The following is an 18,752-nucleotide window of genomic DNA, read 5'->3' as shown; positions in this document are numbered from 1 at the left end:
AACCGAGATGAGGAGGCTTTATGTCGGACGACGTTCGCTCGCCTCGGGCGGTCGGCGCACCACCCGCTCGGGTGGGCGTGACCGATGAGGCGGCCGCGCTGCTCGCGCGGCTGCGCGCCAAGCACGGCGAGCTGATGTTCCACCAGTCCGGTGGGTGCTGCGACGGCTCGTCGCCCATGTGCTATCCCGACGGCGACTTCATCACCGGCGACGCCGACGTCCACCTCGGCGACCTCGCGATCGCGGCCGGCCTGGACGAGGACGGCGGTGCGTTCACCGTCCCGGTCTGGATGAGCCGCAACCAGTTCGAGTACTGGAAGCACACGCACCTCACGATCGACGTGGTGCCCGGCCGCGGTGCCGGGTTCAGCGTGGAGGCGCCCGAGGGCGTGCGGTTCCTCATCCGGTCGCGGCTGTTCACGGACGACGAGTGGGAGCTGCTGCAGGGCTGAGCCGGGACCCACGCACCCATCAGTCGGGCGAGAGCGGGCGGACGCCGTGCGCCGTCGCGAGGAAGAACGCGGCGAGCGTGATGCCGTGCTCCGCCGCTGCCGCGCCGAGCGCCACGCACCACGCGAGGTCGTCGAACGAGGCGACCGGCGGGCCCGGCCGCTCGAGCATCAGCACCACCGACGAACCCGGCTCGTCCTGCAGGATCTGGTGCCAGGCCTGGCCCAGATTGCCCACCATGAGCGGGTCAGGTTCGTCCGGTACATGATCGATCGGCACGATCACCGGCAGCGGGCGGCGCTCGCGGTCCAGCAGCACGAACCACAGGGTTCGGCGACGCGGTGCGACGCCATCGTGCAGAAACTTCGCGAACGCGAGCAGCAACCTGTCGTCGGCCAACGGTTGATCCGGAATGATATCGCTTGATGTCGTCATGGGTTCAGTATTGATCACCCGGGATGGGAGCAGCCCGGGTTATGCACAGGCAGCTCCGGCTGCGCCCGAAACTTCCGGGACTCGGGGCTTGAAGTTGACGCGGCGTCAACCTCTACCGTGGTCGACATGCACTGGTCCATCCAAGAGATCGCGCGGCTGACCGGCGTGACCAGCCGGACGCTGCGGCACTACGACGCGGTCGGGCTGCTGCCCGCCGTCCGGACGACGGCGAGCGGCCCGCGCCGCTACGACCGCACCGCGCTGGTGCGGTTGCAGCGGATCCTGCTGCTGCGCGACCTCGGTCTCGGCCTCGGCGACATCGCCGGGGTGCTCGACAGCGACCAGGACGAGGCGAAGGCGCTACGCCGGCACCTCGTCTCGCTGCGGGCGGAGCAGCACCGGCTGACGCGGCAGATCGCGTCGGTCGAACGAACGGTCGCCGCTCTCGAGAAGGACCCCGAAGCGAAGGAGGACATCATGGCGAAGGACATGCTCGACGGGTTCGACCACACCCAGTACGAGGAGGAGGTGACCGAGCGCTGGGGTCGCGACGCGTACGCGAAGAGCGACGCGTGGTGGCGCGGGCTCGGCGAGGAGGGGCAGCGACAGTGGAAGGCCCGGGCCGAGGCCCTGGGCAAGGCCTGGATCGACGCCGCCGAGGCGGGGCTCGACCCGGCCTCCGACGAGGCGCAGGCCGTTGCCGCCCAGCATGCCGAGTGGCTCTCGTCCATCCCGGGGACCCCAGGTCACGAACAGGGCCGCCCCGACCGGGGCTACCTGCTCGGCCTGGCCGACATGTACGTGGCGGACGATCGGTTCGCCGCGAACTACGGCGGTAACGAGGGGGCGACGTTCGTGCGCGACGTGCTGCGCGTCTACGCGGACCGGGCCTACCCGGACGGCCAGTCCTGATCCCGGTACAGGTCACGCAGGAGGCAGATCTCAGCGCCGTGTGCCATGGTCTCGCGGCTGAGGTGAGTCACCAGCGCGGCCATCGGCGACTCACCGAACTGTCCGCCCAGCGGGCCGATCGGGCGCATCAGGGACTCGTCGTCCAGCGCGGCGATCCCGGCTCGCCATGACCGGTAGCCCTCGTCGAGCAGGGCGAGGCCACCCTCGGCGGTGACCGGCGTCTCGGGCCAGTGCCTCGGGTCGAACATGTCGGCGTCGGGCGGCGCGTCAGTAGGGCCGAACAGGGCCCGGGCGCGCCGTCCCAGCACGTCACGCCCCAAATGGACCATCCGCCATGCGATGGTAGTAACTGGCGGAATCTCCGGTTCGGGTACTTCGTGCTCGAGCCGGGGCTCGCCGTCGGGTCCAGGGCGGAGGCTCCAGGCGGGTGATGCCGGCTCCCAGAGGTACTCGGTGTCGGTCAGGCCGTCCAGGCGCGGCCAGAGATGAAAGTTCCAGTAGAAGTCGAGCTGGTCGAGCAGGAGGTCACGCCATGGCATCGACGGTGCGGTCGGGGATGTCGCCGGTCCGGGAGCGGTCATGGGGCGACCGTACGCTCGGTCACTGACACGCAGTTTCACAGGTAGCCTCTGCTCATGCCCGAAGACCTCGCCGCAGCCGACCGGAAACCCCCCGTGACCTGCTGGTTTGCTGGTCTGACGACGCTCGATGTGATCCACCGCAGCGCCGTCCGGCCGGGGCCGAACCAGAAGATCACCGCCATCCGGCAGGACGTCTCAGCGGGCGGTCCCGCGGCCAACGCGGCGGTGACCGCGGCGACGCTCGGAGCCCGCGCCCTGCTGATCAGCGCGATGGGTTCGGGGCCGGTGGGCGCCGCGGCGCGCGGCGACCTGATGCGGCACGGCGTCGAGATCCACGACGCCGCCGAACAGCGCGAGATCCCGCTGGCCGTCTCGGCCGTGCTGGTCGACGACGCGACCGGCGACCGCTCGGTCGTCTCTCCCGATGCCACGCTTGCCGGCCGCTTCGACGTCACGGCCCCGGACCTCGACGCCCTGCCCCGGCCCGACGCCGTCCTGCTCGACGGACACCACCCCGACCTTGCCCGGAGCGTGCTCGCGTACGCGCGAACCCTGGACCCGCGCCCCCTGATCGTGCTCGACGCCGGCCGGTGGCGCCCGGTCTTCGCCGACCTCCTCGGGGCCGCCGACGTCACCGCGAGGTCCGCAGACTTCCGTGCGCCCGACGACGTCGCGCGCTCCCGCGCCACCGTCGCCACCCACGGTCCCGAGCCCGTGACCTGGTGCGACGAAGACGGTCGGCGCGGATCCACGGACGTGCCCGACGTCGAGGTGCGCGACACCCTCGGCGCGGGCGACGCGTTCCACGGCGCCCTGGTCGTGGCGCTCGCGCGGGGCGCCGACCTGGAAGCCGCGGTCGAGGAGGCCGTGCGTGTCGCGTCCGTCCGCGTGCAGCACATCGGCCCGCGCACCTGGCTGGAGAACCTGTCGTGCGCCTGACCGCGAACGAGCTCGTCGAGCGGGCGACGGGGCTCGTCGCCGAAGCCTTTCTGGCGGGCGAGACCCGAGTCCTCGGCATCACCGGCCCGCCCGGGGCGGGCAAGTCCACGCTGGCGACTGCCCTGATCGACGGACTGGGGCCCGGCACCGCCGTCGTCGTCGGCATGGACGGGTTCCACCTGTCCAACGCGGTCCTGGAGGCCCGCGGCAGCCGTGACCGCAAGGGCGCCATCGACACGTTCGACGACGCCGGGTACGCGGCCCTGATCGGTCGCCTGGCGGACCGGCGTCCCGGCGAACCCCCGGTCTACGCGCCGGAGTTCCGCCGGGAGATCGAGGAACCGATAGCCGCCGGCATCGCCGTCGCCGACGAGCCGCTGGTGATCACGGAGGGCAACTACCTCCTCGCCCCCGGCGGCGCCTGGCCCGCCGCCCGTGCCCGGATGGCCGAGGTCTGGTACCTCGACCTGCCCGACGCCGAGCGCCTGCGGCGCCTCGTCGCCCGCCACCGCGCCTTCGGCAAGCCCTTGCCCGACGCCGAGGCGTGGGCCGGCGGCACGGACCAGCGCAACGCGGAGCTCATCGCGACCACCCGGGACGCGGCGGACCTGATCGTCGAGTGGGTGTAGTTCAGGCTCTATGAGTGTCGGCTGAGCCTGCGGTTCCGCTCCGTGCGCGTGCCTCGTTCCTCGGCCCGCACCCTGCGCTGCGCCTCCGGCTCAGCCGATCTCCAGGACCGCCACGCGCCAGACGCCCCGGCCTCCCTCCAGTCGCACGGCCGCCGCCCGCACCCGGCCCTCGTCGTGCAGGATCACCGTCGCTTCCGCCGACGCGGCGCCCAGCCGGACCATGCGCACACGCCGGACCGTGGCTGCGTGTGCCTTGGGCCGGGGCGGCCGGCTCTGCTGGGCCTCACGCATGAGCCTCCCCCTCTCGAGCAGCTGGTCATACACCTGAGGTGTCACCCACCGGGCGAGCTGGGCCGCGGGACGTTCGCCGCGGAGTACCTCCACAGCGGCACGGACCACGCGGCAGACCTGCGCCGTGGGGTCGGGCAGGGCCGGGTCGGGTTCGGGGGTGGGCCGCCCGGACACGGCTTCCAGGGCGGCCGCGGCGTTCTGCAGCTCCGGGTACGGCGTGCCGCCGATCCGCATCCGTCGCAGCCGCCGGCCGATACCGGGTCCGGTGACCGGCCCGACCTGCGGGGTGACGGGCCGTCGGGGTGGCGTCGCGGCCCTGGTGCGCAGCGCAGGGGCCGCTGACTTCGCTGCGGGGGTCTTCCTCGCTGGTGGCGGGTCGTCGGGCGGGGCATCTGGCGGGACGTCGAGCGTGGTCATGCGGGATCTCCTGGGGACTGGGCGGGACGGAGCGGTGTAGGGGGCGTGGTGGAGCGGTCAGGGCTGGCGCAGCACCATGCCTGGGCGGATCAGGTCGGGGTTCCCACCCAGCACCTGCCGGTTGGTGTGATGCCACCGGTTGACGGCCGCGGCGACGTCGGACGGGTGCGTGGCCGCGCGCTCGGCGGTGAGCCGGTCGGCGGCGATCGCCCAGAGCGTGTCGCCTGGCTCGACCACTACGAGGGGCGCACGCTCGGTGCCCGCCCGCACGCCCCGATTGACCAGCGACGACCGCTCGGGCGCCGGGCCGGAGCGCGGCGACGTCGACCGGCCGGGTGCGCTCTCGCCTGCCGCTCCGCGGTCACCCGGCACGTCGTCGGTCGGTTGCCAGCCCAGCTCGACGGCGACGACGGGGCGGTCGGCGGAGGCGGCAGCCCCGGTGCCCCAGCCCGGCAGGGCCATCGCTGTCGGGGTGGTGAGGGCCAGGCCGATCCCGGCGCCGGCGGCCGCCCGGGCGAAACGGCGTACGACCGCCGGCGCGTTCCGGGCCACCGCCCGTTCGCCCGCCGCCCAGCGCACGCCTCGGCGGCCGGCGAGAACACAGGCCAGCGCGATGAGCGCGTGCAGACCGGTCCAGCCCGCCGCCACCGTGCCGACGGCGACCGCCGCCAGCTCGACGATGTCCTCGACCGGGAAGAGCGCCGAACCCAGCGCTGCGCCGACCTGCCACGTGCGGATGCCCAGGGCGCCGGCGGCCGCGACGAGCGCGAGCGTGAGAGTCAGCAGCCCGGCGAGCCCGCGTCGGGCATGACTGAGGGTGTTGTTCGGCATGTTTCCCCCTGCGATGGTCGATTACCGGACGGGATGGACCAGCCAGCCAAGTTTGATAGTGGTTGGTGCTGCCCGGTGCTCGATATTCAACATCGGTGCCTTCGGGGTGTCCACCGGAGGGCGAGATGCCTGTGGATGGCGCAGGGTGGCTCCATGGCATCTGTGTACCCGGCTGGTCCCACGCGCTGGGAGGCGCTCTTCGGCGACCTCGAGGCGCAGGCTCGCGCTCAGTCCGCTGCCGAGGCCGACGCCCTCGTGTCCGAGCTGACGCGGGCCGAGCACGCCACGATGACGCTGGCTGACCGGTTCCGCGCCGTCGTCGGGGCGGTGGTCACGCTGGAGCTGCTCGACGGCGCCCCGCTGCGCGGCGTCGTGCGGGAGGCCGCGGACGAGTGGACCCTGCTGCAGGGCGTGCGGCCCGAACCGGCGAGCCAGCATCTCGTGCCGCTGGCCGCGATTGCGGGCGTGCACGGGCTGGCCCGACAGGCGGCTTCCGCGACGTCCCGCAGGGACGGGCTCGGGCTCGGCCCGGTGCTACGGACGCTTCAGCGGGACCGGGCGCGGATCACGGTGCGCACGCTGGGCGGCGCCGTGGGCGGCCGGATCGCGCGGGTCGGCCGGGACCACCTGGACATCGATGTGCTCGATGACCGGGGAACTCGGCTCGTCCCGTTCTCGGCCTTGCTGGCCGTGAGCGAAGCCCCCTGAAACCGTCGAGAATGCCGGTCAATGGAGAGCGGGACCGGTGCCACTCCCGATGGAGTGCGCCGGTCCCGTCGTGTGCGGATGGGGGCTTTTCACGCGTCCGTGGTCGCAGAGTCCTTGAGCCGCTCGCGGCTCTTTGCATACATGCGCTCGATGTATGCCTCGAGCTCCGCTGCTTCGACGCGCCAGACCTTCTTGGGGCCCACCTGGATGGCGGGAAGGTCGCCGGTCCGAACCAGTGCATAGCCCTGGGCCATCGAGATGTTCAGGGTCTCGACCACATCGGCCAGAGAGAGAAAGCGCTTTTCCATGGGAACAGTGTGGCACGAGACACCGACATGAGGGGGTTATCCACAAGAAGTGTTTATCTGATGCCGGATCGGCGACGTTCGATCACTATGGTTCCGGCGCTCTGCCTACGCTGCGCGCCATTCTGTCCGGATCGACACTTCAACTTGTACTCGAAGGTCTACCCAAAGTCCACCAAAGTACGTGGAAGGACCGAGATGACGTATGCCCCGGCTGCCCCGGCGCCCGCACTCGAGGGTCAGGGCCTGCCCGCGCCGGTGGCCGCCCGGCTGCGCCGGCCCCGTTGGCGCGACCCGCGACTGCTGATCGGCGTCGTCATCGTCGCGCTGTCGGTGGCGCTCGGCTCGTGGGTGTTCTCCTCGGCGAGCCGTACCGTCCCGGTCTTCGTCGCCGACGGCGCGCTGACGCCCGGAGAGCCGGTCACGGCGGACGCGCTCCGGGTCGCCGACGTCCGGCTGGGTGCCGGGACGGGACGCTATCTCGCGGCAGACGAGCCGCTGCCCGCGGACCTGGTGGCGCTGCGCGTCGTGGACGACGGCGAGCTCGTCCCGCTGACCGCCCTCGGCGCCGATGCCGACGTCCGGTCCGTGGCCGTACCGGTCGCGTCCGGCCTCTCCGACCGGATCCGGTCGGGCACGGTGGTGGACCTGTGGTTCGTCCCGGACGCACCGGTCGCGCCGGGGGAGTCGGCCGACGGGCCGGAGCCGAGCACGCTCGCGCCGGACGTGGTGGTCGAGCAGGTCGACGCCGAGGACGGCGCGATCGTCGTGGACGGCGCGGTCACGCTGCACGTGCTCGTCCCGACCGAGTCCCTGCCCACCGTGCTGAGCGCGCTCTCGGGCGCGGGCACGGTGGCCGTCGTGCCGGTGGCGGGCGGTGTCCGATGAGCGAGGAGCGGACGGTCACGGTCCTGGTCGCGGTGCACGCACCCGACGAGGAGGCAGCGGCGGTCACGGTGCTGGGTGCGCAGCCGCAGGTCACCGTGGCCCGGCGGTGCGCTGAGCTCGCCGAGCTCCTGGCGGCGGCCGAGGCGGGGGCCGGGACGGCCGCCGTCGTCTCGGGGGACCTGCCCGGGCTGGACCGAGAGGCGGTCGCGCGGCTGCGCGGCGCGGGCCTGCGGGTGGTCGCGATCGAGGACCCGGCAACGCCCGCCGAACGGCTCGCCGGGCTGGGCTGCGACGTCGTGGTCGCCGGCGGGGACGCGGAGAACCTCGTGGCGGCGGTCCGAGGCGACGCGCCGGACGCCGCCGAGCCTGCCGCACCCGCGCCCGACCTCGGTGGCCGGTCCGGCACGATCATCGCCGTCTGGGGGCCGGCAGGCTCGCCCGGGCGGACCACCACCGCCATCGAGCTCGCCGCGGCCCTCGCGGGTATCGGCGCCGCGGCGCCACGCCGTTCCGGCCTGCTGCGCCGGCACCGCCCGGCACCGCGGCCGCGCGCCGACACGGTGCTCCTGGCCGATGCCGACACCTACGCGTCGTCGGTCACCTCCCGCCTCGGACTGCTCGACGACGCACCAGGCCTGGCCGCCGCCGCTCGTGCCGCCGGGCAGGGCGTGCTCGACGTCGTGACGCTCGCCCGGCACAGCCCGGTGGTGCTGCCGGGCGTACGGGTGCTGACGGGCATCACGCGCGCGTCGCGCTGGCCCGAGCTGCCCGCCACGTCGCTGGACATGGTGTTCCAGCGGTGCCGCGAGCTCGCGTCCTGGACCGTGGTCGACTGCGGGCCGGTCCTCGAGGCGGACGAGGTGCTCATGTACGACACGCGGGCGCCGCAGCGCAACGGCGCCACCCTGAGCGCGCTGCAGGCCGCCGAAATCGTGGTGGTGGTCGGCGGGGCGGACCCGGTGGGGCTGCAGCGGCTGGTCCGGGGCCTGGAGGATCTGCGGGACGCCGCCGTTCCGGTGCCCGCGGCGCGCCTCGTGGTGGTGAACCGGGTGCGCGACGCCGCCGTCGGACGGCGGGCCGAGTCCCAGGTGCGGGACGCGCTCGCCCGGTACGCCGGGGTCGACAACGTGCACCTCGTGCCCGACGACCCGGCGGGCCTCGACACCGCGCTGCTGGCCGGCCGGGTGCTCGCCGAGTGCGCGTCCGGCTCCCCGGCCCGGGCCGCGTTCGTCGACCTGGCCGGCCGGGTCCGGGAACTGGTGCCGACGGGGGTGTGACCGGGCCGGATCCGGGACTTCCTGCGTAACAATCCGCCCGACCGGCGCGGCTCAGTGATGGAAAACTGGCATCCGGCGCTAGGTTGTCCGCGTGGCCGCCATGACGAAGGACAACTACGCCGACGACCTACGTCTGGCGCACGTGATCGCCGACCAGGTCGATTCCATCACCATGTCTCGGTTCAAGGCGCTGGACCTCAAGGTCGAGACCAAGCCTGACCTGACTCCGGTGTCCGACGCCGACCGTGCCGCCGAGGACTTCATCCGCGGCCAGCTTGCCCGCGCCCGCACGCGCGACGCGATAGTCGGGGAGGAGTACGGCTCCGCCGGCAACGGCGCCCGGCGCTGGATCGTGGACCCGATCGACGGCACCAAGAACTTCGTGCGCGGCGTCCCCGTGTGGGCCACGCTGATCGCCCTGGCCGACGGCGAGGAGGTCGTCGTGGGCCTGGTCAGCGCCCCGGCGCTGGGCCGCCGCTGGTGGGCCGCGAAGGGCTCGGGGGCGTGGACGGGCAAGTCGCTGGCCGCCGCGAGCCGCATGTCCGTGTCGGGAGTGTCGCGGATCGCCGACGCCTCGTTCAGCTACGCGTCCCTCGGCGGCTGGGAGGAGCGCGGCAAGCTCGACGGGTTCCTCGACCTGACGCGGGCCTGCGCGCGCACGCGCGGGTACGGCGACTTCTGGTCGTACATGCTGGTGGCCGACGGCGGCGTCGACATCGCCGCCGAGCCCGAGCTTGAGGTGTACGACATGGCGGCGCTCGTGCCGATCGTCACCGAGGCCGGCGGGACGTTCACCTCGCTCGACGGCAAGCCGGGCCCGTGGGGCGGCAACGCGGTGGCGACGAACTCGAAGCTGCACAAGTCCGTACTCGACTACCTGTCCTGACCAACTCCCGGTTCGCTTGGTTGTGGGCGTGACCGTTGCGCCTAAAACGGGCACGTAGTCGCAACGGTCACGCCCACAACCAAGGGACGTGCGTCAGGCGCGGGGGACGTTCCTGATCTCGGTCCAGTCGTACCAGAGCAGGTCGCGGTCGGTGACGCGCTGCAGCGCCTCGTCCAGTGCCGTCTCCGACTCCTCGCCTACCTTCGCGGTCTCCTCGGCATCGCTCTCCTCGTCGGCGGCCTGGAGCACGTCCGCTATGTCGGTGGCCGCGGCCGGCTCGTCGACGTGTACGCAGACGATCGCCACGTCCTCGACGGTGGTGGTGACGTCGACCTCCGAGGGGACCGGCTCGTCGTCGTCCTCGCCGGCGGACGCCGGGGTGACCGCGGTGTCCGGGACCTCCAGGGTGATGACCACGCGCTGGTGCGGGGCGTTCGGGCGGGCCGCGATCAGGGCCAGGGAGTCGTCCGCGGCGTTCAGGGCGGCGACGTACTCCTGACCCTCGGCGTCCTCGTCCGGCAGGGCTGCCTCGAGGTCCTTCGTGACGGCGTGCACGCGGCGCGGTGCGACGGTCCAGCGGGCGGCGTCGGTGGTGTGGGTGACGGCGTCGAGCTCGTCGAGCGTCGCGGGCACGTAGATGCGCATGTGCTCAGTCTGCCGCCGATCGGCCGATGACGCGGCAACCACACCACCGAGCCGCTCACGCGGTGGCGGCCGCCGGCCGGCCGGCCGGGTTCACCTCGACCACGCGCCGCTCGCGCCAGGACCGGTAGGCGGCCTCGACGATCGCGGTGGTGCGGATCCCCACGTGACCGTCGGGCTGGGGCGTCGCGCCGGTGCGTACCGCGGAGAGGAAGGTCGCCAGGAGGGACTCGTCGAGGTTCGGGCCGTAGCCGAGCGCGAGCTCGTTGGCGGCGGTCTCCGACCACCCCGAGACGCTCGGGGCGAACGGGTCGACGTCGATCAGGCCGGCGTCGGAGACCACCGACATGGTCAGGCCGCCCCAGATCGAGTGCGAGGCCGGGCGCGACCAGCTGCAGTCGATGGTGAGGTTCGTGCCGTCCGCGTAGGTGACGGTGACGATACCCGCCGTCTCCACCGCGGCGTCCGGGTGCAGCAGGTTGTTCGCGGTCGCGTGCACCCGCACGGCCGGGACGCCGTCGAGCAGGGCGTCCACCAGGTCCGCGAGGTGCACCGTGTGGTCGGTCATCGCGCCGCCACCCGCCAGGTCCGGGTCGGTGAACCAGGCCCGCGCCGCGGGCACCTGGCCGTTGTTGGTGCCGGTGATCGCGTGCACCTTGCCGATCGTGCCCGCCCGGTGCTGCTCGCGCAGGTCGGCGAAGGCGGGGGAGAAGCGGACCGGAAACGCGACCATGAGCGGCACCCCTGCTGTCGCGCAGGCGGCGACCATCGCCTCGGCGTCGGCCACCGACGTCGCCAGCGGCTTCTCGCAGAGCACCGCCGCCCCGGCAGCGGCGGCCGCCTCGACGTGCGCGCGGTGGCGGGTGTTCTCGGAGCAGACGACGACGGCGTCCGGACCCCAGGCCAGCAGCTCGTCGTAGGTGTCCACGTAGTCGACGCCGAGCTCCGCGGCAAGCGTGGCGCCGCCGGACTCGCCGGGCGGGCGGGTGGCGGCGTCCGGGTCGGAGGTGAGGAGCTCGACGTCGGGCATCGCCGCGAGCAGGCGCGCGTAGCCGAGGGCGTGGGTGTGCGCGAACGACATCAGGGCGACCTTCATCGTGCTTCCTCCAGTTCGGTGGGCTGGTCGGCAGGTTGCTCCGCCGGCACGGTGACGGCCTCACCGAGGGTGAGGGAGCGGCGTGCGGCGTCGGCCAGGCGGACGGCCTGCAGCCCGTCCGCCGCGGTGACCCGGGGCTGCGGGCCGCCCTGGAACGCCGTGAGGAACTCCCGCAGCTCGGTCAGGTACGGGCTCTCGCCGATCGCCGCCTTCGGCGCGTAACCGTCGGCTCCGACGACGGCGCCGTTGACCCAGGTGGCGGGGTTGGTCGCGGAGTCGTACCGCAGCACCCCGCCCGTCCCTGCCACCTCGAACCGGGTGCGGAACGCCACCGGCCGGGCGGACCAGACCCCGCCGATGCTGCTCACGCTGCCCGAGGCGTGGGTGAGGACCACCTGCGCGGCCACCGTGCCGGACCCGTCCGGCACGGAACGAACGGCCCGCAAGGACGCGACCGGGCCCGCGTTCCACCGCGCGAAGTCGATGTCGTGGATCATCAGGTCCATGATGATCCCGCCCGAGAGCTCCTCGTCGAGGAACCAGGGGGCCACCGGCATGCCGCCCTGGCGGTCGTAGCGCTGCACGGCGAGGGTCCCCAGCGTGCCGCGCTCCACGGCGTCGTGCACCACCGCGTGCTCCGGGAAGAACCGGACCACGTGCGCCGGGTACAGGCCGACACCCGCCGCGGCGCACGCGGCGATCATCGCCTCGGTGTCCTCCACGGTGAGCGCGAACGGCTTCTCGCAGATGACGTCGCGGCCAGCCGCCGCCGCAGCCTCCACCAGAGCGCGATGCGTGTAGGTGGGCGTGCAGATGTCGACGACGTCGCAGCGCGCCAGCAGGTCGTGGAGCGACGCCGCGACCTGGCCGCCGTGCCGGGCGACGAGCTCCGGCGCGCCGGCCATGCTGTGGACGACGACGTCGACCCCGAGCTGGAGCCAGCCGGCGATATGGACGCCGGAGATCCCGCCGGCGCCGATGATTCCGACAGTTGTCATAGGTGGTCCTGCCCCGTCTCTTCATACGGCCCTGGGTGTGCCTCGGTGGTCAGCATGCGATCACTGCTGCTCGTCGAGCGCCGCCTGGGCGTTCTTCGCCGCCGCCTGGAGGGCCTCCTCCGGCGTCGACTTGCCGAGCAGCGCCTTCTCGATCTCCGTAGAGAGTGCTGCGCTGATGCCGCTGTAGGCAAGGATCGAGGGGCGCGCCTCGGCGTACTCGAGCTGGTCGTAGAACACCTGCTGGCGCGGGTCCTCTTGCAGGAAGTCGGTGAACGTCTCGGACTCCGCCGTCTCGATGTTGGTCGGCAGGTACCCGGAGGCGATGCACCACTCGGCCTGGACCTCGGGCGAGAGCCAGTACTGCAGGAAGTCCCAGGCACCCGCCTCCTCCTCGTCGGTGCCCTCGAGGATGTAGGAGTTGTTGGTGCCCGTGTTCATCGCGGGCTGCTCGATCTGCGGGAACGTGGCGACGCCGACGTTCTCCGCACCCAGCGCCTCGTCGAGGATGCCGAGGTTGTAGGCGCCCGTGACGACCATGCCGACCTGGCCGGTCTGCAGGCTCGCGATGCCCTGCCCGTCGGCGTCGGTCTGCAGGCTGGAGGGGTAGGCGACGCCGTCCTCGACCAGGTCGGTCCACGTCTTCAGTGCGGTCACGCCCTCCGGTGAGTCGAAGGCGACCTCCGTGTTGTCCTCGTTCAGCAGCTCGCCGCCCGCGCTCCACAGCATCGCCTGCCAGGTGAAGACCGGCCACTCGCCGGTGCCGATGGGGAGGTAGATGCCGTAACGGTCGTCGGTGGTCAGCGCCTCGGCCGCGTCGGCGACCTCGTCCCAGGTGGTCGGCACCTCCAGGCCCGCCTCCTCGAACATCTCCTTGTTGTAGACGAGGCCGAAGTCCCCCGCCTCGGTCGGGAGCGAGTACACGGTCCCGTCGAAGGTGCCGGTCGCGAGCATGCCCTCGGTGAAGTTGTCCCGGCCGACCTCCGCCTCCGGGTCGTCGATCAGGTCGTCGAGCGGGAGCACCTTCCCCGTCTCGAGGAGCTGAGCCAGCATCTGCGGTGTCGAGTCGCCGAGCTGCATGTTCGGGCCCTGGCCGTTCTGCACGGCGTTGAGGAGCTTGGCGGGGAGCTGGTCGCCGGTCCCGGAGAACTGCGTCTCGACGACGTACTCGTCCTGCGAGGCGTTGTACTCCTCGACGAGCTCGCCGAGCTTGACCTCGGCCTCACCCTTGACCCCGGACCAGACCAGGATCGGAGTGGGGCCGCCCTCGCCCTCGCCCTCGGCGGAGCCCTCCGAGAGGCCACCGGTCGAGCACGCGGCGAGGGAGAGGGTGAGCGCTGCCAGGGCGGCGACGGTGCCGCGGCGAGAGAACGTTGACGTGGCTTTTCTGAGCTGCATCGTGAGTCTCCGAGTGGTGAGAGGTGAGGGTGGACGTGCGCCTAGCGCAGGCCGCCGGACATAGCGGTGACGATCTGGCGCTGGAACAGGAGGAAGACGACGAACACGGGCAGGATGGCGAGCGTCGAACCCGCCATCAGCAGGTTGAAGCTCGTGCCGTGCGTCGACTGGAGCTGGGACAGACCGATCGGGATGGTGAAGAACTCGGTCCGGTTCACCGCGAGGAACTGGAAGAAGAAGTTGTTCCAGTTGTAGACGAACGCCAGGATCGTGAAGCTGCCGATCATCGGAGCGGCCATCGGCGCCATGATCGACCGGAACCGTCGCCAGACCCCGGCGCCGTCGATCCGGCTCGCGTCCTCGATCTCGCCCGGGAAACCCTCGAAGAACTGGCGGAACAGGAAGACGCCGAGGATCGACGGGATGTTCGGGATGATCAGGCCCTGATAGGTGTTGAGCCAGCCCAGCGACGCCAGGAGGCTCATCAGCGGCGTGAACACCACCTCGAACGGCACCAGGAGTGCCGCCAGGAGCACGACGAACAGGACGTTGCGTCCCCGGAAGTGCAGCCGCGAGAACGCATACCCGGCGGCCAGGCTCGTGACGACCTGCCCGACCGTGGCCGCGACCGTCACGAAGATGCTGTTGCCGTAGTAGAGCCCGAACGGCACCGCGTCGAACAAGCTCAGGTAGTTGTCGAAGCGCCACTCCTGCGGCAGGAACGTCGGCGGGAAGGAGAGCGCCTCCTGCGCGGACTTCAGGCTCGCCAGAACCATCCACACGAACGGGCCGAAGAACACCAGCGACGCGAGAATCAGGACCGCGTGCCGCAGCACGTGCGGGAGCGCGCGACGGAGAGAGGTACGTGCCATGGTGCGCCTCAGCTCAGCTCGACGGCGTCGCGACGGGAGATGACGGTGAGCTGCACTATCGACGCCACGATGCCGAAGACGAGCAGCAGCACGGCGCCGGCGCTCGCGGAACCGCCGTCGAAGAGGACGAAGCCCTGCTGGTAGATCCAGTACAGGACCGTCTCGGTGGAGCCCAGCGGTCCGCCGCCCGTGAGCACGTACACCTGCGTGAAGACCTGGAGCGATCCGATCACCCCGGTGATCGCGAGGAAGCCGCTGGTCGGTCCGACGAGCGGCAGCGAGATCGAGAAGAAGCGGCGGATCGGACCGGCGCCGTCGAGCGTCGCAGCCTCGTGATAGCTCTGCGGCACGTTCGTGAGCGCGGCGGAGTAGATGATCATCGTGTAGCCCACGAGCTGCCACGTGGAGAAGATCACCACGGAGACCATCGCCCAGGGCTCGGTCGTCAGGAACGCGATCGGGCGGACGCCGAACAGCCCGAGGAACTGGTTGACGAGTCCGCCCAGCGGCGTGAGCAGGAAGCTGAAGATGAGCGCGCTGCCGACGATGGGGGCGATGTACGGCGTGAAGATCATCGTCCGGTACAGCGCCCGCCCGCGGAACGGCGTCGCGAGCAGGGCCGCGAAGACGAGCCCGAGCGCCATCGAGCCAGGAACCACCGTCACGACGTAGACGAGGGTGTTCGCCACGGCGCGGCCGAACTCGGGGTCGGTCAGCACGTGAGTGAAGTTCGCGAGCCCGACGGACGTCGTGACGAGCCCCGTCCCGGGGTTCCAGTCGGTGAACGAGAAAACGACGGTCTGCGCGAGCGGCCACAGGTAGAAGACCGTGAGCAGGATCGCCGTCGGCGCCACGAGGACGTAGCCGGCCCGCCCTTCGGCGCGCCGGTGCTGGTTGACCGGTTCGACCCGGCGGGGGGCGGTGCGCCGGGCGGCCGGTGCCGCAGGCGTGTCGATCAAGGTGTGCTCCCTTGCATTTCGGTGGCCGTGGGCCGATGCGAGCGTCCTCACTGACGCTGACACTAAGACGGCCGAATACCACGCGCTGTTTCTCGCACGTTACAGTTCGAAAACCGAAAAAACCAGATGCGTGTCGTGAGGAGAGCGGGATGGCTGAGCACTACCGTGTGGCCGTGAAGAATCCGCGGTCGCGCCAGCGCACCGAGCCTCCTGCGTCGCTCGGTGAGATCTTCACCCTGGTCCGGCAGGGCAAACGCACCCGAGGCGAGATCGCGAGGGCCACCGGGCTCGCGCCGTCCACCGTCTCGCTCCGGGTCGAGACGCTGATCCAGGCCGGCCTGCTGGAGGAGCGGACCGGTGAGGCCGCCACGGGCGGACGCCGGGCGCGCGAGCTGCAGGTCCGGGCCCGCGCCGGAGTCGTGGCGGCCGCTACCCTCGGGTCGAGCCACCTGCGGGTCATGCTCGCCGACCTGTCGGCGGCAGTGCTGCACGACGTGGAGGCGCCGGTGGACGTCTCCGTCGGGCCGGAGGCCGTGGTCGAGGAGATCTGGCGCCGGGTCGTGGACGGTCTCGCGGCGACCGGGCTCGAGCCCGACGCGCTCCGCGGTCTTGCGCTCGGCGTGCCCGTCCCGGTCGACTCGCGGGCCGGAGCGATCGCGCCGTCGGTGCAGCTGCCCGGCTGGGACCAGGTCCGCGTCTACGACCTCCTCGGGGCCCACACGGACGCGCCGCTGCTCGTCGAGAACGATGCGAACCTGCTCGCCGTGGCCGAGGCGGCGCTGGCGGGTCCTGCGGTCGAGCACCTCCTCGCCGTCAAGGTCGGCAGCCGGATCGGCTCCGGCATCATCTCGGCGGGTGTGCTGCACCAGGGCGCGAGCGGGGCTGCCGGCGAGATCAGCCACACGCCGACCGGGGGGACGTCCGCGATCCCGTGCTCCTGCGGCACCGACGACTGCCTGGAGTCGGTCGCCAGCGGCAGCGCGGTGGCGGCGCGGCTCCGCGCCGCGGGGCGGGACGTGCCCGGGACCGCGGCGCTGCTCGAGCTGGCTCGGATCGGCGACCCGCAGGTGGTCGCCGAGCTCCGCGAGGCCGGACAGCGGGTCGGCGAGGTGCTCGCCGAGGTGGTGAACTTCCTGAATCCCCACGCGGTGGCGTTCGGCGGGGTCCTCTCGACGTCGGCGCCCTTTGTCGCCGCCGTGCGCGGGGTCCTCTTCCAGCGCTGCTTGCCGATCGTCTCGGCGGTGCTGGACGTCCGCGAGGGGCGCGGCGGGCCTTCGGCCGAGGCGCTCGGCGGGGTCCGGCTCATCCTGGAGCGCATCCTGACGGCGGACGCCGTGGACAAGCTCGTCGCCGAGCGCCGGTAGGTCGCCGAGAACGGGACGTGATCGGGGCGCCGCATGTCCACCCCGTGCGAGTGGAGTGGCGGTGTCACCAAGTGCCCGTACCCTCGTGTGCGGCGTACGGGCGGGCGTCGAGCGCAGGGGTAGACGTCGAGAGCGGGAGAGCGAGATGGGTGTCAGGACCGCGATGCTGGTGTACGCGGACGGGGACGTGGCGGCTGGGCTGACGGGGGCCGCGGAGTTCGCCGACGAGGCGGGTGCGGCCGAGCTTCTCGGGCTGCTGTGGCCGCCTGCTCGGATCCGCCCCGACGGCGAGGAGCCCTGGGAGCTCGGCGACGCGGTGTTCCCGCCGCAGGGTCGCGCCTGCGCGCTGTCGACGCCGGAGGTGGACGTCCTGTGCGACCAGGCGCTCATGCTCGACCGGCCCTCGCAGCTGCCCGCGCACCTGGTGGACGCGAGCATGGGCCGCACCCTGTACCTGCACGCCATGCACAGCGCGGTGGACTGGTTCGCCTTCGCGGTATGGCGCGACGGCGCGCTGGTGCGCTCGCTCAGCTTGTCGCCCGACGACGGCATCCTGGAGGACGCGGGCGAACGGCTCGCCTTCGAGGAGCCGTTCTGGGCGGGCAGGCACCCGGCGCCCTCAGGCCCCTATCCGTTCCCGTTCCATCCGCTCGTCCTGGGGGACCACGCCCTGCAGGAGTTCTTCGGGTTCAGTGGCGAAGGCGCCGACGACGGCGGCCCTTCCGCCGGACGCCTGGATCCATGGGCCGTCGAGCTGTTCGGCTTCCAGGTCGGGTAGTCGGCGCGCTCGACAGATCCCCGAAAGACTCGTACATTTGTTCGAGAGCGAGGAGGTCTGTCATGCCCGAACCCCAAGCCGCACCGCTGCCCGCGGTCATACCCATGCTGTCCTACCAGGACGGCGTCACAGCCATGGACTGGCTCATCGAAGCGTTCGGCTTCACCGAGGCGGAACGCTGGCTGGACGACGACGGTCATCTCTCCCACGGCGAGCTCGACGCCGGTGGTGGGCGCGTGATGCTCTCGGAGCTCGCGTCCTACGAAGGGCCCACGGCCCACCGCAAGCACTGCACCGCGGCGGATGCGTGGCTCTCGACACCCTGGGTGATCGACGGCGTGCTGGTCCACGTGTCCGACGTCGACGCCCACTTCGCCCGGGCGCGGGCGGCCGGGGCGGGGCTGCTCTCCGAGATCGAAGATGCCCCGTACGGCCGCCTGTACCGCGCAGAGGACGTGGAGGGCCACCGCTGGATGTTCCTGCAACCGTGAACCTTGCACCCTGGACCGGGTGGGTGCGGCCGGGCGCCGTGTCCCGGTGGCGCGCGGCAGGCGGCGTGCGCCTCAGCTCGGCGGGAAGCTGTCCGGAGTCGCCCCGCGGGCAAGCCGGTCCACGCGGCGCAGTGCGTCGGGCAGCCGCGCGTCGCCGGCCATCGCGCGCACCAGGTTCGCCGCGGCGTCGAGCGCTATGCCCGATGCCGTGACATACAGGGGCCTGGTGGACTGCCCACGTAGCACCTCGGCGGCGTGCGTCGCGGCACGGAACCGGGTCTTGGCGACTCCGAGCACGACGGGCGCGAGCCCGGCGTCGGCCACATGGGCGCCCAGGCCCGGGCGCCCCGCAGGGTCGAGGTCCACGTACCCGTCGACGATCAGCAGGTCCAAAGGTGCGGCGTCTGACAGGACCAGCTCCAGCGCGGGCAGCTCCCGCTCGTAGAACCTGCCCGGCCGATACTCCGCGACTTGCTCGACGAGCGTCGTGCGCTCCTCGGTGAGCGTGGTGAACGCCATGTTCTCGGCGACGACCAGCGCCGCTCGCGCCCCGCCGTCGTCCAGGTAGTGCACGTCCACCGCGCCGTAGCGGGCGCTGCCGGTCACGG

The 18,752-nt window shown here is 72.1% G+C and carries 23 protein-coding genes; 11 read left to right on the top strand and 12 right to left on the bottom strand.

The genetic code is table 11. The annotated features are described in order from the left end of the window. The first annotated feature begins 20 nt into the window (after positions 1-20). Positions 21-452 carry a DUF779 domain-containing protein gene (locus tag EW117_RS08725; protein ID WP_129785718.1) on the top strand — a complete coding sequence of 144 codons (432 nt, stop codon included), beginning with the start codon at positions 21-23 and terminating at the stop codon, positions 450-452. Between the two features lie 19 nt (positions 453-471). Here EW117_RS08725 and EW117_RS08720 read toward each other — a convergent pair whose 3' ends face one another. After that, entirely contained in the window at positions 472-849 is a 378-nt protein-coding gene (locus EW117_RS08720; protein WP_129785716.1) for a hypothetical protein, read from the bottom strand. A gap of 162 nt (positions 850-1,011) precedes the next feature. Here EW117_RS08720 and EW117_RS08715 point away from each other — a divergent pair, with 162 nt between their 5' ends. After that, positions 1,012-1,797 carry a MerR family transcriptional regulator gene (locus EW117_RS08715; RefSeq protein ID WP_129785714.1) on the top strand — a complete coding sequence of 262 codons (786 nt, stop codon included), beginning with the start codon at positions 1,012-1,014 and terminating at the stop codon, positions 1,795-1,797. Here EW117_RS08715 and EW117_RS08710 read toward each other — a convergent pair. Next, positions 1,776-2,378, bottom strand: a complete 603-nt coding sequence (locus tag EW117_RS08710; protein WP_242504170.1) for a DinB family protein — start codon at positions 2,376-2,378, stop codon at positions 1,776-1,778. The genes EW117_RS08715 and EW117_RS08710 overlap by 22 nt on opposite strands. A 54-nt stretch (positions 2,379-2,432) precedes the next feature. Between EW117_RS08710 and EW117_RS08705 the strand changes: the two genes are divergently transcribed. Beyond that, positions 2,433-3,317 carry a PfkB family carbohydrate kinase gene (locus tag EW117_RS08705; RefSeq protein WP_129785712.1) on the top strand — a complete coding sequence of 295 codons (885 nt, stop codon included), beginning with the start codon at positions 2,433-2,435 and terminating at the stop codon, positions 3,315-3,317. Further along, complete coding sequence (locus EW117_RS08700; RefSeq protein WP_479725110.1) at positions 3,314-3,946, top strand: nucleoside/nucleotide kinase family protein; 633 nt, start codon at positions 3,314-3,316, stop codon at positions 3,944-3,946. The genes EW117_RS08705 and EW117_RS08700 overlap by 4 nt, the downstream gene beginning before the upstream one ends. A gap of 90 nt (positions 3,947-4,036) precedes the next feature. On the opposite strand, the gene EW117_RS08695 is transcribed toward EW117_RS08700, so the two are convergent. Continuing rightward, positions 4,037-4,654: an Rv3235 family protein gene (locus EW117_RS08695; protein WP_242504169.1), complete on the bottom strand. Its 618-nt coding sequence runs from the start codon at positions 4,652-4,654 to the stop codon at positions 4,037-4,039. A gap of 57 nt (positions 4,655-4,711) precedes the next feature. Continuing rightward, a complete protein-coding gene (locus tag EW117_RS08690) occupies positions 4,712-5,485 on the bottom strand; it encodes a LysM peptidoglycan-binding domain-containing protein (protein WP_129785708.1) in 774 nt (257 codons plus the stop codon). Between the two features lie 153 nt (positions 5,486-5,638). Between EW117_RS08690 and EW117_RS08685 the strand changes: the two genes are divergently transcribed. Continuing rightward, positions 5,639-6,193 carry a hypothetical protein gene (locus EW117_RS08685; protein ID WP_242504168.1) on the top strand — a complete coding sequence of 185 codons (555 nt, stop codon included), beginning with the start codon at positions 5,639-5,641 and terminating at the stop codon, positions 6,191-6,193. 89 nt (positions 6,194-6,282) lie between these two features. Here the strand turns inward: EW117_RS08685 and EW117_RS08680 are convergent, their stop codons facing one another. After that, positions 6,283-6,501, bottom strand: coding sequence for a helix-turn-helix transcriptional regulator (locus EW117_RS08680; protein WP_129785706.1), 219 nt, complete (start codon positions 6,499-6,501; stop codon positions 6,283-6,285). Positions 6,502-6,696: 195 nt separating this feature from the next. On the opposite strand from EW117_RS08680, the gene EW117_RS08675 reads away from it, so the two are divergent. The 3 genes from EW117_RS08675 to hisN all read left to right on the top strand — a co-directional run bounded on the left by EW117_RS08675 (position 6,697) and on the right by hisN (position 9,549). Continuing rightward, the gene (locus EW117_RS08675) at positions 6,697-7,386 is read left to right on the top strand and encodes a CpaB family protein (protein ID WP_129785704.1); all 690 of its coding nucleotides are present in this window, start codon (positions 6,697-6,699) and stop codon (positions 7,384-7,386) included. Continuing rightward, entirely contained in the window at positions 7,383-8,663 is a 1,281-nt protein-coding gene (locus tag EW117_RS08670; protein ID WP_129785702.1) for a CpaE/TadZ family protein, read from the top strand. The genes EW117_RS08675 and EW117_RS08670 overlap by 4 nt, the downstream gene beginning before the upstream one ends. A gap of 100 nt (positions 8,664-8,763) precedes the next feature. Next, complete coding sequence (gene hisN / locus EW117_RS08665; protein WP_129785907.1) at positions 8,764-9,549, top strand: histidinol-phosphatase; 786 nt, start codon at positions 8,764-8,766, stop codon at positions 9,547-9,549. Positions 9,550-9,642: 93 nt separating this feature from the next. Here hisN and EW117_RS08660 read toward each other — a convergent pair whose 3' ends face one another. Genes EW117_RS08660 through EW117_RS08635 form a run of 6 tightly spaced genes read right to left on the bottom strand, consistent with a single transcriptional unit; the run spans position 9,643 to position 15,511 of the window. After that, the gene (locus EW117_RS08660; protein ID WP_129785700.1) at positions 9,643-10,194 is read right to left on the bottom strand and encodes a DUF6912 family protein; all 552 of its coding nucleotides are present in this window, start codon (positions 10,192-10,194) and stop codon (positions 9,643-9,645) included. A gap of 55 nt (positions 10,195-10,249) precedes the next feature. After that, complete coding sequence (locus EW117_RS08655) at positions 10,250-11,287, bottom strand: Gfo/Idh/MocA family protein (protein ID WP_129785698.1); 1,038 nt, start codon at positions 11,285-11,287, stop codon at positions 10,250-10,252. Then, positions 11,284-12,285, bottom strand: coding sequence for a Gfo/Idh/MocA family protein (locus tag EW117_RS08650; protein ID WP_129785696.1), 1,002 nt, complete (start codon positions 12,283-12,285; stop codon positions 11,284-11,286). The genes EW117_RS08655 and EW117_RS08650 overlap by 4 nt, the downstream gene beginning before the upstream one ends. 60 nt (positions 12,286-12,345) lie before the next feature. After that, positions 12,346-13,680 carry an ABC transporter substrate-binding protein gene (locus tag EW117_RS08645; RefSeq protein WP_129785694.1) on the bottom strand — a complete coding sequence of 445 codons (1,335 nt, stop codon included), beginning with the start codon at positions 13,678-13,680 and terminating at the stop codon, positions 12,346-12,348. Between the two features lie 41 nt (positions 13,681-13,721). Continuing rightward, positions 13,722-14,552 (bottom strand): carbohydrate ABC transporter permease, encoded by an 831-nt coding sequence (locus tag EW117_RS08640; protein ID WP_129785692.1) that lies wholly within the window; start codon positions 14,550-14,552, stop codon positions 13,722-13,724. 8 nt (positions 14,553-14,560) lie between these two features. Beyond that, complete coding sequence (locus EW117_RS08635; RefSeq protein WP_129785690.1) at positions 14,561-15,511, bottom strand: carbohydrate ABC transporter permease; 951 nt, start codon at positions 15,509-15,511, stop codon at positions 14,561-14,563. Positions 15,512-15,660: 149 nt separating this feature from the next. Here EW117_RS08635 and EW117_RS08630 point away from each other — a divergent pair, with 149 nt between their 5' ends. The 3 genes from EW117_RS08630 (at position 15,661) to EW117_RS08620 (ending at position 18,144) form a co-directional block, all read left to right on the top strand. Continuing rightward, positions 15,661-16,875, top strand: coding sequence for an ROK family transcriptional regulator (locus EW117_RS08630; protein WP_165362597.1), 1,215 nt, complete (start codon positions 15,661-15,663; stop codon positions 16,873-16,875). 145 nt (positions 16,876-17,020) lie between these two features. Continuing rightward, positions 17,021-17,653 (top strand): DUF6928 family protein, encoded by a 633-nt coding sequence (locus tag EW117_RS08625; RefSeq protein ID WP_129785686.1) that lies wholly within the window; start codon positions 17,021-17,023, stop codon positions 17,651-17,653. 62 nt (positions 17,654-17,715) lie between these two features. Beyond that, complete coding sequence (locus tag EW117_RS08620) at positions 17,716-18,144, top strand: VOC family protein (protein WP_207211807.1); 429 nt, start codon at positions 17,716-17,718, stop codon at positions 18,142-18,144. Positions 18,145-18,216: 72 nt separating this feature from the next. Here EW117_RS08620 and EW117_RS08615 read toward each other — a convergent pair whose 3' ends face one another. Further along, positions 18,217-18,750, bottom strand: coding sequence for an endonuclease V (locus EW117_RS08615; protein WP_129785684.1), 534 nt, complete (start codon positions 18,748-18,750; stop codon positions 18,217-18,219). Positions 18,751-18,752 lie beyond the last annotated feature (2 nt).

It is taken from the genome of Promicromonospora panici (genome assembly GCF_900608595.1).
Lineage (GTDB): Bacteria > Actinomycetota > Actinomycetes > Actinomycetales > Cellulomonadaceae > Promicromonospora > Promicromonospora panici.
Note: the sequence above shows the minus strand (reverse complement) of the source record. Positions and strands in the feature narration are given on the sequence as shown.